Source organism: Limnoraphis robusta CS-951 (assembly GCF_000972705.2).
In genome coordinates this window covers 12,704-32,323 of sequence record NZ_LATL02000119.1, presented here as the reverse complement: position 1 = coordinate 32,323, position 19,620 = coordinate 12,704, and the positions used below count along the sequence as shown (strand labels likewise).

Below are 19,620 nucleotides of genomic sequence, written 5' to 3'. Positions count from 1 at the left end.
AAATCGAAGATTTAAGGTTTGACTTCCCACCGATCCTGATGAATACAATGAGCTTGATTCAAAATGCTCAAAAGTTGAAGTCGTCCTCGATACAAACACCAGATAAAAATTACAAAAGCTTGTCCATTCCACAACACATGAACATCTCTTGTTCCCACTGCGATCGCCATCAACAGAAAGCTGAAAATCAAGCAACGAAGCAGTTCACCCGGAAGGTTTAACCAATCTTTGTGAGCGTAACGATAGGTCAAATAACAAATCCAACGGCTGAGAACTTGAGCAGAAAAAAGCAAAGTTCCGACTACGTTCGTTGGGGTCAGCAGTAAAAAGCCGAAGGTCTTATAAGCCTGCAAAATCAGATACAGCCACGTTCGCGTTTGCTTATCAATATAATTATACACCCAAAAACTGATTCGCACCAGCACCAGCAAAGCAATCCATAGAGTTACACTGATGACTGGTATCGTCATAGGATTCGTGAAATACTCCAGGAAAAATTGACTTTGGATTGAGTTTAGCAAGAACAACCCAGGAATTGCTAAAATTGCCGCCCAAATCCAAGGTTGCTGCCATTTCATCTCTCTTTTATAGATAGAGTAGGTATGGGAAAGGATTGGGCTTTTTTCAAATTGTTCGGCGACTCGATCATTTTCGAGATAACCCACTTCATAAATACACCAAAACGACAGCAGGAAGAACAACAGCATACCAGCGTGTAAAACGGGTACAGGACTGATCCAGCTTGTTGCAAAAATCAGTACCAGCCAGTCGTCTGCCAGAATCACCCGCAGAAAGTATTTCTCACCGGGTCGTTTAATTCGTTCTAAGTAGAAGAAAGGAATGTAAGTGTTTGACAAAGCGGGAACATATTCCGCTTCAGGCCAAGTCACTAGATAAGGTTCAGCAACAGCAGCAAGTAAAGGGTTATCGTTGGGAGAGTCTGTAATAGCGATCGCCTGGGCAACTTGCTCTTTACCCAATTGATCGGCGGCTAACTGATACTTTCCTTTGACCCGATCGGCACCCCCTCGCCAAAACCGACAGGCTACAGTCCCACTCACTTCTAAGGGAAGATGCTTAATCAGTGGATCAACAATGAGATTAAATCCCAAAGTCGTTATTACGATTGCTGATTTGGGTTTTTGAGCTAGCATTTTAACTAGCTGTGAATTGCTATAGAGTTCAGCCAGTTTCTTGGCTTCTCCCTGCCAGAACAACATTGTCCAAGGAAAGATTAGAGTTGAAATTATAACTCGCAACCAGTCCCGAGAGACTTCTCCTTTTAGGTTGCCCGGTAGAAAATTCCAAGGTCTGAGAACATCCAACAAAATCAGCAGTATTGCGCCTAAAATCCGAGGTTTTAGGGTATTCAAATACTCTTCTGTTGAGTTTCGTAGAAAAAGCGTTTCATCTAAATCGAGCAAAATTAAACAGTCTTCACCTGAAGTTTCAAGGTAATCTTCAACTTCAGAAGGTGAACGTTTAAATGGAGATACTTCCGGTTGTAATTCGGGTTGAACAAGACTCATTATTAATAAATAACCCCCCGTAAAAACTTAACCCGTAAAAAGTTAACTCAACCTTGAAGAGATAGAATCTCTCAAAGTAGAGTCATCCTGATTTGAAAACTAATCAACAACAACCTTGGGTAGAGCATTATCTTAATGTTCTACCCTGATAAAATAGCAAACCCACCTCAAGCCCAACACCAAGCTTATTTCTCATAGACTTGTAACACCCTGAGATTAATTCTCAGCCTATGAAAAAGAAACAGTCTGGCTTAAAAAATAGATAAAATTTTGAACCCAATCTGAACGGCTATACAAATGTCAAAGCTATGATCTCCCAGAAATACTGAGAAGCTGATAATGCTGGAAAAACCAAGTTGTTTTACAGCATATGGTTAGTATACTTCCAATCCATCAAATTTGTCAAAAAAAATTTATTGATTGCGATAAGAAGCTTGACAGCCAATCACAATTTCTCGAGTTCGGGGATAGTTACGCAGCAATTGAAAGAATAACTGTTCGTCAAAACTACGCGGATCAGACCTTTCTCCCGAACGATCTACTGCTTTATGAGTGGTAATGCGATCATCCGGTAGGCCTGTTTGAGCGACTAACCAAGCCAAAGATTGATACTGCGCCATCGTATATCCACTGTGAGATGAGCCGCCATTTAGCCCATTCGGAGGCGTTTCTAAAGAAACATGATAAGCAAAATTATTCACAGAAGACGGTAACTTGGCATCAGTTTGCACCGCTTCTCCCTGAAATATAGAATTTCCCGCGCCAAATGCTCTCAAGTCCGGCGGAACAATATAGACAACATCGCCGTTGAGCGTAATTAAAGTATGGTAACTCGCTTGATCCTCTTCAGAGGTGTGATAGGTTTGGAAAAAATTAATCGTACTTTGAGCTGTGGCTGCCGTTTCGTGCAGCACGACAATCGGAGTATTCGTCACCGGTTTACCATTGACATCGTAGAGATATCGTTGTCCGTAGTTGCTGCGGTTGGCGAGGGCTTGATATTCTCTCGGCGCACCGACTGAACTGGGTTGAGCATAATTGCTTGTGGCTGCTGAATTTTGCCAGTTCACAGGACGACGAAACCGATAGAGAGAAGCCGGAACTTCGACAACAGGCCCTAATTCGGGATTACCCGGACGCTTCGCTTGGGGTCGGGTTCCACAGGTTTCCAGTAAGCCAATATTTTGATTGGCGAGTTCAACAGCAGGACGAGGAAATTCTTGAGCGATGACGCGATCATTTTGAGTCAGTGTAACGGTGGCAATCATCGTCACCAAGCACAAAAACAGTAGAATCAGGGGGGGTCGTGGGAGTTTCATAGAGAAGCGGAGCAAGCCATCCGTTAAATTTGATTCAAAATCAGTTTAGCCCAAACTTTATTTCTTGTTAATGATTTGAGCGTTTAAAAATGGCGATCGCTGTTTTCGGGTTGCCTCTTCCCCTGTATCCCTATCCCAAAACCTGAAAACTATAGATGATTGATCTATATATTTCTTTTCCTCAAGTTTCCCACTCCCTCAAATCAAGGCAAAGATTGTAAAAACAACGACAAAGAAAGCCAAAATTCCACTTCCTGAATCATCTTCTTCTTGATAGTCTTCCTCTATGGGTTGAGAAAAGTCTAGTTCAAAATCACAGCTTAGACACTGATATAAATCGCTTTGATACTGAATTAGGGTCTGCTTGTTACATTTAGGACATTCCATTAGTTCACTGCTCATCGCTTTTCTCCGGGTTTGAGATCCGCCTATAGGGGGTTCATCTCTATATACATCTTGCCTTCTATTAGTTATGCAGTTGGAGAATGTCATCTCCCCCTCGATTCTTTTAACAATTTATACCGGATTTTTCCTTTTTTGTTCCGGTTGATCAATTGATTGGGTTACAAGTTACACAATACTTAGAATTTAGCTTGTCGGAATTTTAGATAGGTGCTAACGTGAAGTCGTGGGGTTCTATGTACTGTCAAGTCACTGACTTTAAGCCCAAGGCAGAATGACTAATTTTCGTGATTCTGTCCGTTTGATTCACAAGTTCAACTCTTGAACGGGAGATTATTGCTGAACAACGGGTAAATTCCAGATCAGTTCTCCCATCAGGTCGAGAGCCATCAATGGGGCTATCAAGGTGAGGCAGGTTGCCACACGTGTAATTTCAAGGAAAAAATCATGCTCAAATCCCTTCTGTTGAGAAGCCTAGCTGGATCTTTTGTTCTCTTTAGTATTAGTAGTTTCCCGGCTCATAGTCAAACTTTGACTTCTGTTCCGCAGTCTGTTTTAGCACAAGCCGCCTCTCCAACGCAAGTAACTCAGGACGAATTACAAAAATTTGCGGAAGCCTTTAAGAAGCTACGAGCAATTGAAGTTGAAGCTGAACAGAGAATGGCTCAAGCTGTTCAAGAAGAGGGTTTAACCCCCCAAAGATTTGTTGAGATTGGACAAAGCCAGCAAAGTCAGGAATCTGCCTCTAGTGGGGTTTCGGCTGAAGAACAGCAGAAATTTGACAAAGCATTGGTGAAAGTTAGAGAGATTCTGGAAAATACAGAAACGCAGAAGTATGAAGCGGTACAAAGTCAAGGATTAGAAGTCGAAAGATTTCAAGAAATTATCGTCGCCATTCAAGCCAATCCCGCACTCAAACAACAAGTTGAACAAATGCTTCAAAATTAATTGAGGTTAGATTAACCTATGGAGTGGTTTATAGATTACCGTCGTAAGAATTTAACTTTTTTCTACTCCATCAATCAATATCAATTTTTCAAGATTATAGTAGAGAGTGATTGAGCTTTCTACTTTTTTTATGCTTAGATCAGCACTGTTATATCATGTCCGGTTGAACAGTTATAAATAAACGACAGAGGAGTCAGGAGTCAGGAGTCAGGAGTCAGGAGGAAATCAAGAAGAAGAAAGAGGAGGAGGAGTCACCGAGTCACCGAGGAAATCAAGAAGAAGAAAGAGTCGGATTATGAGAAAGTTTTTTATCACTAATTATCCGGACATGATATTAAAGCCCAATCCAATATTAACTAAACCCTATCATTTTTAAGATAAAGGAATTTTTGTTGTTTGTCAAAGTTTTTGAAAAATTATAAGTTTAACCTAAAAATAACTTCATCATAAACTCTATTTAATCCAGTTGAAATACAGTATCTAGGTGGAAACTTTTCTAGAGATTCTAATTCCATTCATCTGGGTGCAACGGTAAGTTGTAGCAATCAGTTCGTTTTCTCAATTGAGCTTTGAAGTCTGAACAAAGTCACTTCAAACTCAAGTCAGTTTTTGCATTCAAAAAATAGTCCGCATCTACCCTAATAAGCGATCAAAATGTCTAATAGCGTTATCTTCATTCATCCTGATGGTACCAGTCCATCTCACTTTGCTGCGGGTCGTTTTGTGCAAGAAGGGCCAGATGGTCGCCTCAACTGGGACAACATGACCAACGCCGGGGTTTATCTCGGACACATGAAAGATCAACTCGTGGGAACCTCCAACGGCGGGGCGGTGGTTCACTCGATGGGCGTTAAACCCTTTGCTGGATCTTACGGTTTAGATGAAAATGGCGATCCGATTGTTTCCCTGTCTGGCCTCAGTCCTGAACTCGGTGGCCCCGACCTGGGCGTTGACCCCGGACAGACGATCATGGAAGAAGCGATCGCGGCGGGGAAAGCCACTGCTATTATTAACTCGGGGATTATCGCCGAACCGGGAACAGGCGTATTTTTGGCTGACGTGGTTAACCGGGGCGAAACCGAAGAAATCACCGCAGAAATCGTCGAATCGGGTGCTAATGTTATTTTAGGGGGAGGCGAAACCGACTATCTCCCCGTTGGAACCGTTGGTTTCTTTGGCGAAGTTGGAAGACGCGAAGATGGTCGCAACCTAGTAGAAGAAGCTGAAGATCTCGGTTATACCATTGTTTACACCCTCGAACAACTACAAAGTTTACCCGCAGACACTCAAAAAGTTCTGGGGATTTTTGCAGCAACAGACACCTACAACGACACTGCCGAAGAAGTAAACTTTGAAGCGGGGTTAGAAAACTACGGTCAACCCGGAAACGAAAATCCGCCGACTGTCGCCCAAATGTTAGAAGTGACATTAGGCTTGGATCTGTTCTCCCCAGAAAACGAGAACGGCTTTATGGTTGTCTTGGAAGAAGAAGGCACCGACAACTTCCCCAACAATAATAACGCACGGGGTACCATCGAAGCCGTGTTACGCGCTGATGATGCCATTGGTGTCGCTCAAGACTACATCGAAAACGTTAAACCCAATACCCTGTTAATTACCGCAGCAGACAGTGATGGGGGTGGTTTAGAAGTTGCAGACCGTCGAGGAGAAACCGTTGGCAGCGTTAGCGTTAACCCCACTTTACCCGATCGCTCTGATGCTGTTCAAGTTCCCTATGATGGCGCAAGTGGACGCGATACTGAACCGTTTATTTCTGCACCCGATGCCAATGGCAATGAATATCCCTTTGGTGTGGGTTTTGTGGGAACACCGGACTTTGCAGGCAGTATTGTTGCTAAAACCTTCGGGTTAAATGCGGAGTTGTTACCCAGCACTTTGGATAACACCGACATTTACCGCATCATGTACCAAACGCTATTTGATGTGGAATTGCCTTCTCCTGTTCCGGCTGAACCGCCTCAAAGCGCCCCTGAAGCCACTCAAGACACCGGAAACGTCATCTTTATCCACCCAGACGGTACCAGTCCTTCTCATTATGCGGCAGCCCGTTTTGTGGAAGTCGGGCCGGATGGTCGCTTAAATTGGGATATGATGTCCAATGCCGGGGTTTATCTCGGACACATGGAAGACCAACTGGTGGGAACCTCCAACTCTGGGGCGGTAACACACGCGACGGGAACCAAAGCCCCTGCGCCTTCTTTTGGCTTCGATGAAAATGGTGTTCCCGTCATTTCTCGTTCCGGGATGCGGGGCATGACGATCATGGAAGAAGCGATCGAAGCCGGAAAAGCAACTGCTATTATTAACTCTGGTATTATCGCTGAACCAGGAACCGGGGCGTTTTTAGCTGATGTTGAAAATCGCAGTGCAACCGAAGAAATTACCGCAGAAATTGTTGAATCTGGGGTTAATATTATTTTCGGAGGCGGTGAAATTGATTATCTGCCCGTCGGAGAAGTGGGTTTCTTTGGCGAAGTTGGTACCCGCGAAGATGGTCGCAACTTAATTGAAGAAGCCGAAGATCTCGGTTATACCATTGTTTATACCCGCGAACAACTGCAAAGTTTACCCGAAGATACCGAAAAAGTTCTGGGGATTTTTGCGGCGACAGACACCTACAACGACACTACCGAAGAGGCGAACTTTGCGGAAGGTTTAGAAAATTACGGTCAACCCGGAAATGAAAATCCGCCCACTATTGCCGAAATGTTAGAAGCGGCTTTACCGATATTATCCAAAGATCCCGATGGTTTCTTTGTGGTGATGGAAGAAGAAGGCACCGATAATTTCCCCAACAATAATAACGCTCGCGGCTTTGTAGAAGCAATGCAACGGGCGGATGATGCGATCGGGGTAGCGATGGACTTCGTTGATAACCAAGACCCCAACACCTTGATTATTACGGCGGCTGATAGCGATGCAGGCGGTCTAGAAATTGCCGATCGCAGTGGTGAAACGGTGGGAACGGTGAGTGTAAACCCGACTTTAGCAGATCGTTCCGATGCCATTCAAGTTCCCTATGATGGGGCGAGTGGTCGAGATACTGAACCGTTTATTTCTGCACCCGACGCCAATGGCGATCAGTATCCCTTTGGCATTGGTTATGTGGGAACACCGGACTTTGCGGGAAGTATTGTTTCCAAAACCTACGGTTTGAATGCGGATTTATTGCCGAGTACCGTTGATAATACGGGAATTTACGAGATCATGTACCGGACGCTGTTTGGTGATGTTCTCCCCAATTTAATTGATGGTACACCGGAAAATGAAACGTTAGTGGGTGGTGAAGCCAATGACCTGATCCGGGCGGATATTGGTGATGATCTGGCCGCAGGCGGTTTAGGCGATGATATCATCTACGGTGAAGAAGGGGATGATACTCTCCGAGGTGACGAAAATAGCCGTTCTCCTGGCGGTACGGTTGGCGGTAACGATATCATTTACGGCGGTTTGGGTGATGACCAAATTGGCGGTAAAGCGGGTAATGACCAACTGTTTGGTGATGAAGGTAACGATCGCATCTGGGGCGATGATGGCGATGACTTGATCGATGGCGGTTTAGGAAATGATACCTTAACTGGGGATGATTTCTCTGGCGGCCAGGGTTCTGATACCTTTGTTTTGGCGGTTGGTGAAGGAATTGATACGATTGTTGATTTTGAAGTCGGAATTGATTTGTTAGGCTTAAAAGGCGATCTCAGTGCCGATCAACTCTCGATTTCTCAAGTCGGAAGTGATACCGAAGTTAGCTTTGGTAGCGAGATTTTAGCGATTTTAACGGGAGTTAATGCGGCTGGTTTAACGGCTGATGATCCTTTCTAGTTTAAAAACCCGGTTTCTTTGAGAAACCGGGTTTTTTGGTAAGAAACTGGGGTTTTCTGCTACTCACTAACAAGAGGAGTTGCTAAGTATTCACAGCCTATATTTTGCCAAACTGTTGGAGGAACTGAAGGGAAAATGCAGTTTCTTCCTTGATTTTTTGCTCGATACAAAGCAGCATCGGCTACCGCAATCAAGTCGGCGGGTGACTGTTTTGTTGAGGGAATAAAACTCGCAATTCCTAAACTTAAAGTAATATATTGACTCACTTCTGATTTGGCATGGGGAATAGAAAGTTGATGAATTTGTTGTTGAATTTCTTGAGCCACATTAATGGCTCCGGCTAAGTTAGTATTGGGTAAAATAATCACAAATTCTTCTCCTCCATAACGGGCGAGTAAATCGGCTGGACGTTTAAGGGAAACTTGCATTGCTTGAGTGACTTGAATTAAACAATCATCTCCGGCTGGATGTCCGTAATGATCGTTATACCGTTTAAAATAATCGACATCACACAAAATTAAGGATAAGGGTTGTTGTTCGCGGCTGAGTCGTTTCCATTCTTGGTTGAAATATTGTTCAAAATAACGACGGTTTGCAACTTGAGTCAGACTATCTAAGGTGGCTAAACGTTCTAATTCGAGATTGGCTTCTCGCAGGGCTTCTTCCATTTGTTTGCGTTCGGTAATATCTCGCCCTTCAGGAATTAATAATATAATTTCGCCTTGATGATTGCGAATTGGACGAATTGAAAAATCAATTGTTGCTATTCTATCTTTTCCGAGTACATCGACTTCATAGCGAACAAATTCTCCTTGTGCAGCTTTAGAAATAGCTTTTTTTAACTGCTGTTTAGTTTGGGGTGAAATCGTCCACCAATGACATTCCCAAAAGGGTTTGTTCATAATATCCTCAAGTTTTATACCCGCAAAATCAAGGGCTGTTTGATTCGCTTCAATCACAGTTCCATCGGGTTTGATTAACCCAATAAATTGAAACACTTGATTGAAAATTGCCCGGAATTTTTCTTCACTTTTACACAGGGCTTCTGTCCGTTCAGCGACTTGGGTTTCTAAAGTTTGATTATAATTTGCTAAAATTTGTTCAGCTTGCTGACGTTCGGTAATATCAAATGACACACCAATCATCCCTAAACAATTACCTTGCTCATCATAAAACGCATTTCCTAATGCTTCAAAAAATCGACCCTTGACTTCAATTTGAACATGATAATAAGTACCCGTTGTTAAGGTTTGATTTATCCCAGCAACTATCTCTGGGAAGTTTCCATAAATTTCATAGACTGATTTTCCGACAACTTCCCCTGGTTCTAATCCTAATCCTTCTAAACCTTTGCCTTCTGATAAGGTAAAAATACCATTGTTATCTGTCGCCCACAAAATTACGGGAACATTATTCACGACCATTCGTAAATAGGCTTCTCGTTCTTTTAAGGAGTCTTCGGCTTGTTTACGAGCGCTAATATCAATCATAAATCCATCCCAAATCACATCGCCATTTGCTTGTTTTTCTGGCACAGAAAAAGCTTCCATCCATCGGATTTCACCCGCCTGGGGTTTAGTGATGCGATATTGTTCTGACCAAGCTTGCAACGTTTGACAAGAAATTAACGTGGAAAATCGTATTTTTTCTGCATCTTCTGGCCAGATAGTATCCCATATAATCGCCGAATTTTCTAACACCGCATCCGCCTTAAAGCCATAAAATTCTTCAACCCGAGGACTAATATAAGTAAATTCATCTCGACCATCTGGATGCAAGAGATAACGATATATTACACCGGGAACATTTTCGGCTAACCTGCGATATTTGGCTTCACTTTGCTGTAAAGCGAGTTCAGTTTGTTTCTTCGCCGTAATGTCTGTTATGGTTCCCACATAACCAATTATATTGCCATTAATATCAGTTTCGGCGACGGCTTGCCCGTATACCCAAATAATACGACCATCAGGATGCAAAAAACGATATTCACAGTTAAAAGGAACTCCATTTAATGCAAAATTATACCAATTTTCTGTGACCTGTTCTATATCATCGGGATGTAAGGTTTTTGTCCATCCTTCTCCCATTGACTCTTCTTGAGATAGACCAATCAGCTCAAAACTGATATGATTACCGTATAAACATTTACCTTGGGTATCTGTACAAAAAATTCCCACTGGCGCGGCTTTTGCTAAGGTTGCAAAGCGATGTTGACTCTCCCAAAGGGCGTTTTCGGCTTTCAAACGTTCCGCTTCTATGCGTTTATGTTCGCTAATATCTTCAAAGGTAGCAACTGCACAAATCACTTGTCCTTGTTCGTCTAAAATAGGAGTTGCTTCTACTTCTAAACAAATAACTTTTGTTTGAGTCCGAATTTCTAAATCTTCTGCTTTGGCGGTTTTACCCTTTAATGCTTGTACAATGGGTAATTCTTGATAAGGATAACGTTTTTCTGTTCCTGAGCGATAAATGGGGTAGGTTTTGAACAGTTCCTCAACAGACAAGTTATTGCTCGTCTCTTGTTCAAGCAATGCTCTTCCCTTTCGGTTAAGATAGGTGTAGCCAGTTTCTTGATAAATTACCCCTACCCCAATGGGTAATATCTCGATAATTTGACTCAGTTGTTCTTTCCCAAGAACAATAGCAGGATTTAAATTTTTCATATTTTCTACACTAGAACAGATGTTTTAACATCGGCTAATACCAGGGTTTTTATTTTATATTTTAAACTCAAAAGTTGTAACTGTTCGCCAAACAACATTTTTTTGACTCAACCTGAACTTTTCAATCTATTTATAGCTTTTTTTATACTTTTCAAGAGCTAGCTAGGAGGGATTCATAGAGAATTGTTCTCGATAGAAGTTTTCTAAAGCTTGAATACAGTTAACATTTTTATAAATAATAGACTGTTTTTTCTGAATTTTGTTAACGATTTGTTGTCTCCAATCTAAATTTAATCCTAATTTAACTGCTATATTTATATATTCTCTTTGATTACTCGTAATCATGTCTGTAACACCTATATGTTTTAGAATTCCCGCAGTTTGACGACTCCGCATGAACTCTCCTTCACAGGTGACAATGGGTAAATTACAAGCAATGCTATCTAACGATGTTAAAAATCCTGTAAATTGAACAGTATCTAAGCCGATATCAGCGATTAAGTTTAACTGTAAGTAATCTGACTTCTCCAGTCTGGGTAAAATGATACAATAGTCTTCACTCTTCAAACCAAATTGAGAAAATACACGTTTTAATCGTTGTCTGAACTTTTCTGTAATTGCACAGTTCCAATGAGAAATAAACACAAATTGAGCGAGAGTAACTTGTTGAGCAATTTCTACAAAAATCCTATCATATTGAGGTAAATATTTAAACAAAGACTGACAAGAAAGATAAATCACTGCATTCTCTTTGAGTCCAAAGTCAGAACGAGTTTTCTGTATGTCTGGAATCTCGGGTTTTTCATAATAAATTCCTAAATGGGGTAAACGAATTAATTTTTCAGAATAATGTTCTTGGGCGTTTTTCGGTTCAAGTAAATCTGCGGAAATAAAGTAATCAACTGTGGGTAAACCTGTTGTTACGGGGTGTCCCCAAGCTGCACATTGAATAGTAGCCAGACGCAAACTTGCAATTTGTGTTGTTAGGGGACACATTCCCAAATCTAGAAAGACTAAAATATCGAGTTTATCTGCATATATTTTCTGAATAATCTCAACAAATTCACCATTAAGTCGATCAAAATTATCACTATAAAAGCGATATAAATTTGTCAGTTCGTCTTCTTCCTTTCCGGTATAATAACAAAAGATTTCAAAGTCTTGATGATTGTGTTGTTTTAACCATCCTAAAAAGACAATCCCAACCGTATGCCATTGAAAAAATGAGGATATATAGCCAATTCTAATTTTATCATTCGGCTTAAAATCTCGGCGAGGTATGGGTTCAACCCATTGCGGAAAGTTAGCCGCCATAATTTGATGAACAAGCTTTCCATATTGTTTTTGCAGTTCTAAATCATTGTATCCTTGATATTGTAAGTAAAAGTTAGTGTGATTGGAAATAGCTTGAAATAAATGGGCTGAGTTGTCAGGTGAAGTTAAATCTGTTTGTTGAATAAATTGTGTTAAAAGACGAGAAAACCTCTGGCGATATTGTTCAATTTCTAAAGAGGTTTCATAAACAATGGGTAATAATCGTTGATGCGTGAGTTTTAACGAAATATTGTCAGGAAATTTTTCTAAAGCCGTTTCAGCTAAATTAATTGCGGCTTCCGTTTCTCCCATTTCTTGTAAAGTGTTTATCCAAGCCAGATAAATCTCTGTTGAGTCTGAAATCTGTTCAACGGCTTGCTGATAAGTTTGAATAGCTTGCAGGTATTGTTCGATTTTTTGATAACAATCGGCTAATTTTAAATAAACTTCTATCTCTTGAGTTTGAATTTGGAGATAATCTTGATAATATTGAATTGCGTCTGTATATTCACCACGATAATAAGCAGCACATCCCAAATAAAAGGCAGCGTTAACAGGATGTTGAACGGTACTAAAAGCGATACCGAGTTGATAGAGAAGCTGAGGATTTTCAGGCTCAAACTCAAGCGCATTTTCATAAATCTTGATGGCGTCTTCTATTTGTTGTTTAGCAATTAAAAGATTCCCTAAATTCAAATAGCTCTCTGATGAATAAGGATTGAGAGAAATTGCCTTTTTATAGTTGACTTCCGCCTGTTCTAACTGTCCCAGTTCTAGCCAAACTTGGCCTAACTGATGATAAGCATCACTCCAGTTTTCATCTATATAAATCGCTTGTTCATAGGCTGAAATGGCGGCGGTAAAATCTTCTGTCGCGGCTAATCCTAAACCCAAACAATAATATTGAATAGCTTTTGATGAATCTAATTCTAAGGCGTATTGAAAGGCATCGAGGGCTTCTAAATAACGTTCTTGAGATAAATAAATCATCCCTAACTCTCGCCAAGCGTCAGGATGATTATTTTCTGAGGCTAAAATTTGCTGATATTTTTCCTCAGCCTCAGACAAATATCCAGTATCATAGAGGGCGATAGCCTCGTGATAGAGACGATCTAACATTGAGTTTTGAACAATTAATCACAGAGAAAAAAGGTTATTTATCCACGATAACCATTGGGGCGAGGAGTTGGACGAGTTGTTGGACGAGGGGTTGGGCGAGTTGTTGGACGAGGGGTTGGACGATTTCCACCGGGAGTAGGGCGAGTTGTTGGACGATTTCCACCGGGAGTAGGACGAGTTGTTGGACGAGGGTTGGGGCGATTAGCTTGAGCCTGGAGGGAGCCAGAAACGGGGTTTTTGAGGGTTTCATCGACATTTTGACGAATCTGGCGATCGCTATTTTGCAAAGCCTCTGTGACGCTAGAAACCGCCTCTGCGTTGATTTTTCCCAAAGCAAAAGCAGCTTTAGCTCGAACTTGCATCTGTTCGTCATTCAAGGCTTCTGTTAAAGCCGGAACTGCCCCCTGTCCCATGCGTTTCAGTGCGATCGCGGCTGAAATTTGCACCTCTTCATCGCTATCTTTGAGCGTCGCAATTAAATCAGGAACCGCAGAAACGGCTTCTGGGCCGAGTATTCCCAAGCCAAAGGCAGCACCCTGACGAACTTGGGGATTTTCATCTTTCAAGCTTTGGGTTAAGTCGGCGATCGCGAATTGGAGAACCTCCCTCGAAGTTGGCCCGATATGCCGCAGAGCGACGGCAACATCCATACGAACACTTTGATCCGCATCTTTCAACGCCGACAGTAAAGCTGGAACGGCTTCTGTTGCGTCTGCACCCATTGAACCCAAGGCGAAAGCTGCATTTTTGCGAATGTTCACATCGGGGTCATTCAAGGCTTCTACTAATACTGGAATAGCAGGAGAACCTATTTTTTTGAGGGTTTTGACGGCGGAAAGTCGGTCTTGTCGATTTGTATTCCCTAACTGCTCAATTTGAGCAATGACTTCTGCGGTTGTCGTCGCTTGAGTTGCGACTTTTCCGATTAATAAGAAACCAACAGAAAGACAGAGCAGAGCTAATTTGGGCGAATTCAATGATTTATTTGGGATATTCCAATTCATACTTGATCGCCTTCTGACTGAGTAAATTCTCTGTCTTCGCTGTCAATTCTATCGAAGACCGAGAGTTGATCTTTTATTATGCAGCGTAATAGGGCAAATTGTGTGAGATTGACTGATATGTTACGGCTTGCCTTTTTCTATCCGCTTCTCAGGCTGTAGCTTAAAAAAAGCTATCACTGAAGACAAAATCAATGTCTAGATCTAGGCGATTTGGTAGGGTGCCATTATCAATTATTATCCCCAGAAACCGACCATCAAAGAGTTGAATCGCAATATCATTAAAATTACCATCTCCATTGGCATCAAAATCTCGTTCTAATGTTAACGGATCAATTTGGTTTCGCAGTCGGCTCGGAACCGCAATTTTATCTCCCACTAGGCGGCTGTTTCCAACTACAAACCCTTCAAAAATGACATCAACTTGGCTAAAATCTGAACTCGCTTCATTGGGATTAAAAACAAAAGTATCATCCCCTTCACCCCCAATTAAATCATCAACTCCTGTATTTCCATCGAGGATATCGTTACCGCGATCGCCAAATAAAGTATCATCTCCCTCATCGCCAAAGAGATTATCCTCGCCTTGACCTCCATAGATCAGATCGTTACTCAAGGCGCCTTCTAATATATCATTTCCTACATTTCCAAAAATTTGATCTTGTCCCGAACCTGCAAAGATTCTATCTCCATCAGTTCCCCCAAATAGAGTATCATCACTATTTCCCCCTGTAATTGTATCATCGCCTTGATTCCCATTAACAACCAACCGCTCATTGGTGTTAGGTGCTTGTAAACTATCGTTCCCTCGCAGTAACAAAATTTCTGTATTTAAGCCTTGACCCGGAGACAGAAAAATTGTATCTGGGTCATCGGTTCCTCCTAAAACTGGAAAGCCAAAAAAACCAACAAAACCGAGTGGGACTAATGTAAAAGCCATTGTTGATAATTCTCCAAATTGTGTTTACTGGTTTCAGTTAAATCACAAGAATTGAGTTTAACACATCCTGCTTTAGTTTAATATAACTTAATCTTAATTTTTTGGATTTGAGTGAGTTATTCTTGAACTTAACGGACTTAGATCCAGATTGAAAACCCCTGTTTTTAGCCAATTCAGCACCTCTTTGTATAGTCCATAGGGTAGAGGGATTATATCGGAGGTGAACGAATGTTGAGTAGGATTTTGATACAGCATTAAGGCTAAAATTTCTCCCACTTCTTGAAAATTACCGGATGAACTTGAGATTGTATTAACGATATCTTTAACAAACCTTTGTTCAGATTCCGTTAGCGGTTCCTGTCTGAATCTTTGATTTCTCAGTAAGATATTATAGACCGTTCTTAAAGAACTTGAGGGTGTTTGATTGAATTTTTCTGGGGTCAGTTGTAGCCAATATTCAGCGACTTCTTGCCTCAGTAGACGTAAATCTTCGAGAAAGGTTCCCGAATTGTTATCGGAAAAATAAAGATAAAAATGATTTAAGTTAATGGTATAAATACACAAAGCCCGATGACGAAGGAATTCCGGCAAAAAATGATAAACTGGATGAGCATAAACTTTATAATAAAATTTGAGATCTGTTGAAACGTTTTCGGAAATATTTTGATAGGTTTTTTGTTGGGTATGAAGTCGGAAATAGGAGAGAACTTGATTGACAAATCCAACTTTATAGGTTCCCATAATTCTCAGCCACAGATCGAGATCAACTAACTGATTAAGTGAGGGATCAAATCCTCCAACTTGTTCTAATACTTCTCGACGAATTAAAACGGTACTCGGTTCCCCAATTTTGTTAATCGGATGCTTAAAAAGATGCGAATCATTGAGTAATTCTTGACCCCATTGAATCGATTTTAAACTTAACCAAGCTTGATGAAGATTTTGAAAATCCTGTTCAATTGAGATCAGATCCGGATCAGTTTCAGCAATTTGATCAACAAAACAAATCTGACGCGGCGAAAAAACGAATCCAATGTCTTTATCTTGTTCAGCAAGTTGTACCATTTCTGCGATACAATTTGGAGACAGAAGATCATCTTGAAATAAAAATTTCACATATTTTCCTCTCGCTTGAGAAATCGCAAAATTACAATTTTCAGCCAGTCCTAAAGGTTCGTGAGAAAAGAGCGAAATTGGTATTGAAGTGATCTCTTTATATTTTTGAGCAATTTCAACCGTTTTATCGAGAGAAGCATCATCGGAAATAATCAGTTCAAGCGGGGAATAGGTTTGAGATAAAATACTCGAAATCGCTTCAGCAATAAAGCGCTCACCATTATAAGTTGGAATACAAACACTAACTAAAGGATGTTCTTGATTCAGCTTTTCGTTGCATTCTAGATTCTGTTGTCGTGAAGTCGTTCTTTTTTCTAATAAAACTTGGGTCAGATGAAAAAAGCTCCAGTTTTTAGTCGTTGCTTTTAACCAAAACTCCCATTCACATAGGATTGGATTAGAAATATTTTCATCAAATCCTCCGCAATCTTCCCAAACTTTTTTTCTAAAAATAGAGCTAAGATTAATAAAGTTTTGACGAACAAGTTCAATCAAGCTAAAATCAGGTAACAGTTGAATCTTGCTTTCTTGTCCAAAGAATTTTAGATCTCCATAAATTACACCGACTTCAGATTGAGCATCCAGAATTTCTAAAGCGGTGAGTATTGTATCCGAGCAAATTTTATTTTCAGCCCGTAAAGGGAGAATATACTTTCCGCTCGCTTTTTGAATACAAAAATTGAGAACTTCGGCTTGATGAAAATCATCAGGAACTTGACAAATGATATAACCTTGACTACTTAAATAATTTAAAATTTCCTGTTCTTCTGAGTCAAGGAAATGAGAAGTGGCAATTAGGATTTCATCGACAGTTTCGAGATCAACTTCTACGGAGGCGATCGCATCAAGAATAAACTCCCATTGATCATCGCAGAGAATAATCACAGATAGGCTAATATCAGTTCCGTCTAAATCCATCTTGACTTCTCAACCTTTTATTCAAATTTTACCAGCGAGGGGCGGGAGTTCTATAAGGCCCTTTACGCAAAGCATTTCCCAAAGCATTGTTATTTTCTCGTAACCCTTCATAAAAGAAAAACACTTCTCCTTTTATCCCTCGAAAGCGATTATACTCAATCGCTTTTAAAAGCTCATCTTCAGTAATTCGGTAGGAACCAATCTTCAGTAAAATACCCGGAGATAACTTGATAATTTTCCCATTTCTAAACTGAGTATCAACCAGTTGATCAACCAAACCTTTATAACTCCAAAAATTCCGACGATAGAGTTGAGGATGAATCATATCCAGCAAATTTTGGTCAATCCAGGCGATATAATCTTGCAAGTATTCATTTAATCCCCAACGATAAGGACTCGGTGCCATTGACACCAAAACATTAGGCTTAATCGCTTTCACTTCTCGATAGAGACGAGCCAAAAACCCCGTTAAAATATCAGCTCGCCATTGCAACCATTGCTCATCTTTATGATACAGAGGAGGTTGACGACCATATTGTTGAATATAGCGTTCAACCGTTTTAGTATCATATCCTCCTTCTGAGGGCATTGCTGGCATTCTATCATCACCCTGAATTCCATCAACGTCATAATTTTTGACCACTTCTAGAATTAAATCAATGATAAAATTCTGAACTTCAGTATCAAAGCCATTCATCCACTCAAAACCATTTTTAACCAAGAGATTTCCTTGAGCATTTAAAGCCGCCCAGTGAGGTTTTTTGCTGAGAATACGACCGCCATTTTGTTGATAAGAACAGGCAAAACCATATTCAAACCAGGGAATCACTTTCAGTCCGACTTGATGGGCTTCTTCAATCAATTCTCGTAAGGGATCACGTCCTTGTCCGCGACTCACATAAAAATCGATTTCCACTCCAAACTGTTGGCTCATCATTTGAGAGCGGTAGAGGGTGACTCCTTTATTCCAAACGACGGGAAAGACCACGTTAAATCCGGTTTCCGCCAAAAACTGCATTGCTTCTGCGATAGTCTGCCTCGAATAGAGAACTTTACTATCGGTGCTGGTAATCCAGACCCCGCGAACTTCCATAGGATCTCCTGTGTCAACTGAACTTGTTCTGTGTCTTCTGTCGGTTATCGGGCGAGAAGCCTGGAAATCAGGATACTCTTGACATCCTCCCTACCTGCAAGGAGCGCTGAGGGTAGGGATTCCCATCATCACTGACGGGGTTTCCTGGTTCGTCGAGCAACCTTGCTTTTCGGGATTTCTCCCTCTAAGTAGTGGGTCATCTCATCCCCAGGCGTTACTTTCCGAGTGCCCCTCGGTAGTTGTGCATTACCTTGTAATGCCTTCATCAAAATATTAATGGCGGCGTTTGTGTCACGGTCATCTAAATAACCGCAGTGTGGGCATTTATGAGTGCGAGTGGACAAAGTTTTCTTAACTTCTTGTCCGCAATTGGAACAGTTTTGAGATGTGTAATGAGGTGCAACAGCAATCACTGGCACATCAAACACTTTTCCGAAATATTCCAACCACTGTCTAAACAATGTCCAACTAGCATCAGATATTGATTTAGCTAAATTGTGGTTCTTAACCATATTCCGCACTTTTAGATCTTCAATGGCTACCAAGTCTGCCGACAGGATAAGCGCCCAAGCAGTCTTTACCGCAAAGTCTTTACGCCGCCTTGATATCTTGAGATGCGTTTTACCTAATTTCTTAATGGCTTTAAGTCGATTTTTTGACCCTTTAGTTCTACGAGAAACACGTTTTTGTGCGCGTTTTAAAGACTTCTCGGCTTTCCTCAAGAACCTTGGGTTTTCTATTTTATTACCATCAGAGTCAGTATAGAAATGATTTAAACCAACATCTATGCCTACCATCCGATTAGTGGGGTTATGTTGCTCTTTTCGTTCTTGGTTGATAGAGAACTGAACGTAATATCCATCGGCTCGACGCACAACACTCACTCGTTTAATCTGCTTTTTCTGATAAAAATGTAAATCGCGAGTTCCCCACATTCTAAAAGTTCCAGCTTTGAAACCATCCCTAAATGTAATGGTTAATCGGTCATCCGACAACACCCAGCCATCAACCTTGTACTCGACTGAGCCATGAGTTTGATGTTTCTTAAATTTAGGGAAACCTTTCTTTCCCGAAACCTTTTTCTTGCAATTATCAAAGAATCTAGCAATAGCACTCCAAGCTCTTTCTGCACTAGCTTGACAAGCCTGAGCTGAGAGCTTTTTGCACCATTCAAATTGTTCTCTGAGTATTTTGCAATATTTGTTTAAATCATACCTGTTGACCCTTTTGTTATCCATCCAGTACCTCAGGCAACTATTACGAACAAAAAGGGCGGTACGAATCATTTCGTCCAAGATGGCGTACTGCTCAGATGTTCCTCGTAATTTGGCCTCGAATACTAACATGGATGTTTCAACTCTATGTCGGATATCTTAAGATAGGATACAAGGATTGTAAAAAAGCGAGTACATTGA

Annotated in this window: 12 protein-coding genes; 2 read left to right on the top strand and 10 right to left on the bottom strand. The window is 41.0% G+C overall.

Annotated features, from left to right (window positions below; all coding sequences use genetic code 11):
• Positions 1-11: 11 nt before the first annotated feature.
• The 3 genes from WN50_RS10590 to WN50_RS10580 form a co-directional block, all read right to left on the bottom strand.
• Positions 12-1,529 (bottom strand): haloacid dehalogenase-like hydrolase, encoded by a 1,518-nt coding sequence (locus WN50_RS10590; RefSeq protein ID WP_235440910.1) that lies wholly within the window; start codon positions 1,527-1,529, stop codon positions 12-14.
• Positions 1,530-1,942: 413 nt separating this feature from the next.
• The gene (locus tag WN50_RS10585) at positions 1,943-2,797 is read right to left on the bottom strand and encodes a peptidoglycan recognition protein family protein (RefSeq protein WP_235440909.1); all 855 of its coding nucleotides are present in this window, start codon (positions 2,795-2,797) and stop codon (positions 1,943-1,945) included.
• 249 nt (positions 2,798-3,046) lie between these two features.
• Positions 3,047-3,250: a hypothetical protein gene (locus WN50_RS10580; RefSeq protein WP_046280084.1), complete on the bottom strand. Its 204-nt coding sequence runs from the start codon at positions 3,248-3,250 to the stop codon at positions 3,047-3,049.
• A gap of 447 nt (positions 3,251-3,697) precedes the next feature.
• On the opposite strand from WN50_RS10580, the gene WN50_RS10575 reads away from it, so the two are divergent.
• Positions 3,698-4,198, top strand: a complete 501-nt coding sequence (locus WN50_RS10575) for a DUF4168 domain-containing protein (protein WP_049559043.1) — start codon at positions 3,698-3,700, stop codon at positions 4,196-4,198.
• A 654-nt stretch (positions 4,199-4,852) separates the two neighbouring features.
• Positions 4,853-8,041 carry an alkaline phosphatase gene (locus WN50_RS10570; RefSeq protein ID WP_046280083.1) on the top strand — a complete coding sequence of 1,063 codons (3,189 nt, stop codon included), beginning with the start codon at positions 4,853-4,855 and terminating at the stop codon, positions 8,039-8,041.
• A gap of 59 nt (positions 8,042-8,100) precedes the next feature.
• Here WN50_RS10570 and WN50_RS30885 read toward each other — a convergent pair whose 3' ends face one another.
• From WN50_RS30885 to WN50_RS10535, 7 genes are all read right to left on the bottom strand, one after another.
• On the bottom strand, positions 8,101-10,704 hold the full coding sequence (locus WN50_RS30885) for a GGDEF domain-containing protein (RefSeq protein WP_053221482.1): 2,604 nt from the start codon (positions 10,702-10,704) through the stop codon (positions 8,101-8,103).
• A 162-nt stretch (positions 10,705-10,866) separates the two neighbouring features.
• Positions 10,867-13,137, bottom strand: a complete 2,271-nt coding sequence (locus tag WN50_RS10560; protein WP_049559040.1) for a tetratricopeptide repeat protein — start codon at positions 13,135-13,137, stop codon at positions 10,867-10,869.
• A 38-nt stretch (positions 13,138-13,175) separates the two neighbouring features.
• Positions 13,176-14,114 carry a HEAT repeat domain-containing protein gene (locus WN50_RS10555; RefSeq protein ID WP_235440908.1) on the bottom strand — a complete coding sequence of 313 codons (939 nt, stop codon included), beginning with the start codon at positions 14,112-14,114 and terminating at the stop codon, positions 13,176-13,178.
• 187 nt (positions 14,115-14,301) lie between these two features.
• Complete coding sequence (locus WN50_RS10550) at positions 14,302-15,078, bottom strand: calcium-binding protein (protein ID WP_046280081.1); 777 nt, start codon at positions 15,076-15,078, stop codon at positions 14,302-14,304.
• Positions 15,079-15,171: 93 nt separating this feature from the next.
• On the bottom strand, positions 15,172-17,112 hold the full coding sequence (locus tag WN50_RS31375; protein WP_063847379.1) for a glycosyltransferase: 1,941 nt from the start codon (positions 17,110-17,112) through the stop codon (positions 15,172-15,174).
• Between the two features lie 28 nt (positions 17,113-17,140).
• Positions 17,141-18,205: a glycoside hydrolase family 10-like protein gene (locus WN50_RS10540; protein WP_046280080.1), complete on the bottom strand. Its 1,065-nt coding sequence runs from the start codon at positions 18,203-18,205 to the stop codon at positions 17,141-17,143.
• A gap of 128 nt (positions 18,206-18,333) precedes the next feature.
• On the bottom strand, positions 18,334-19,551 hold the full coding sequence (locus WN50_RS10535) for an RNA-guided endonuclease InsQ/TnpB family protein (protein WP_049559038.1): 1,218 nt from the start codon (positions 19,549-19,551) through the stop codon (positions 18,334-18,336).
• Between the last annotated feature and the right edge of the window lie 69 nt (positions 19,552-19,620).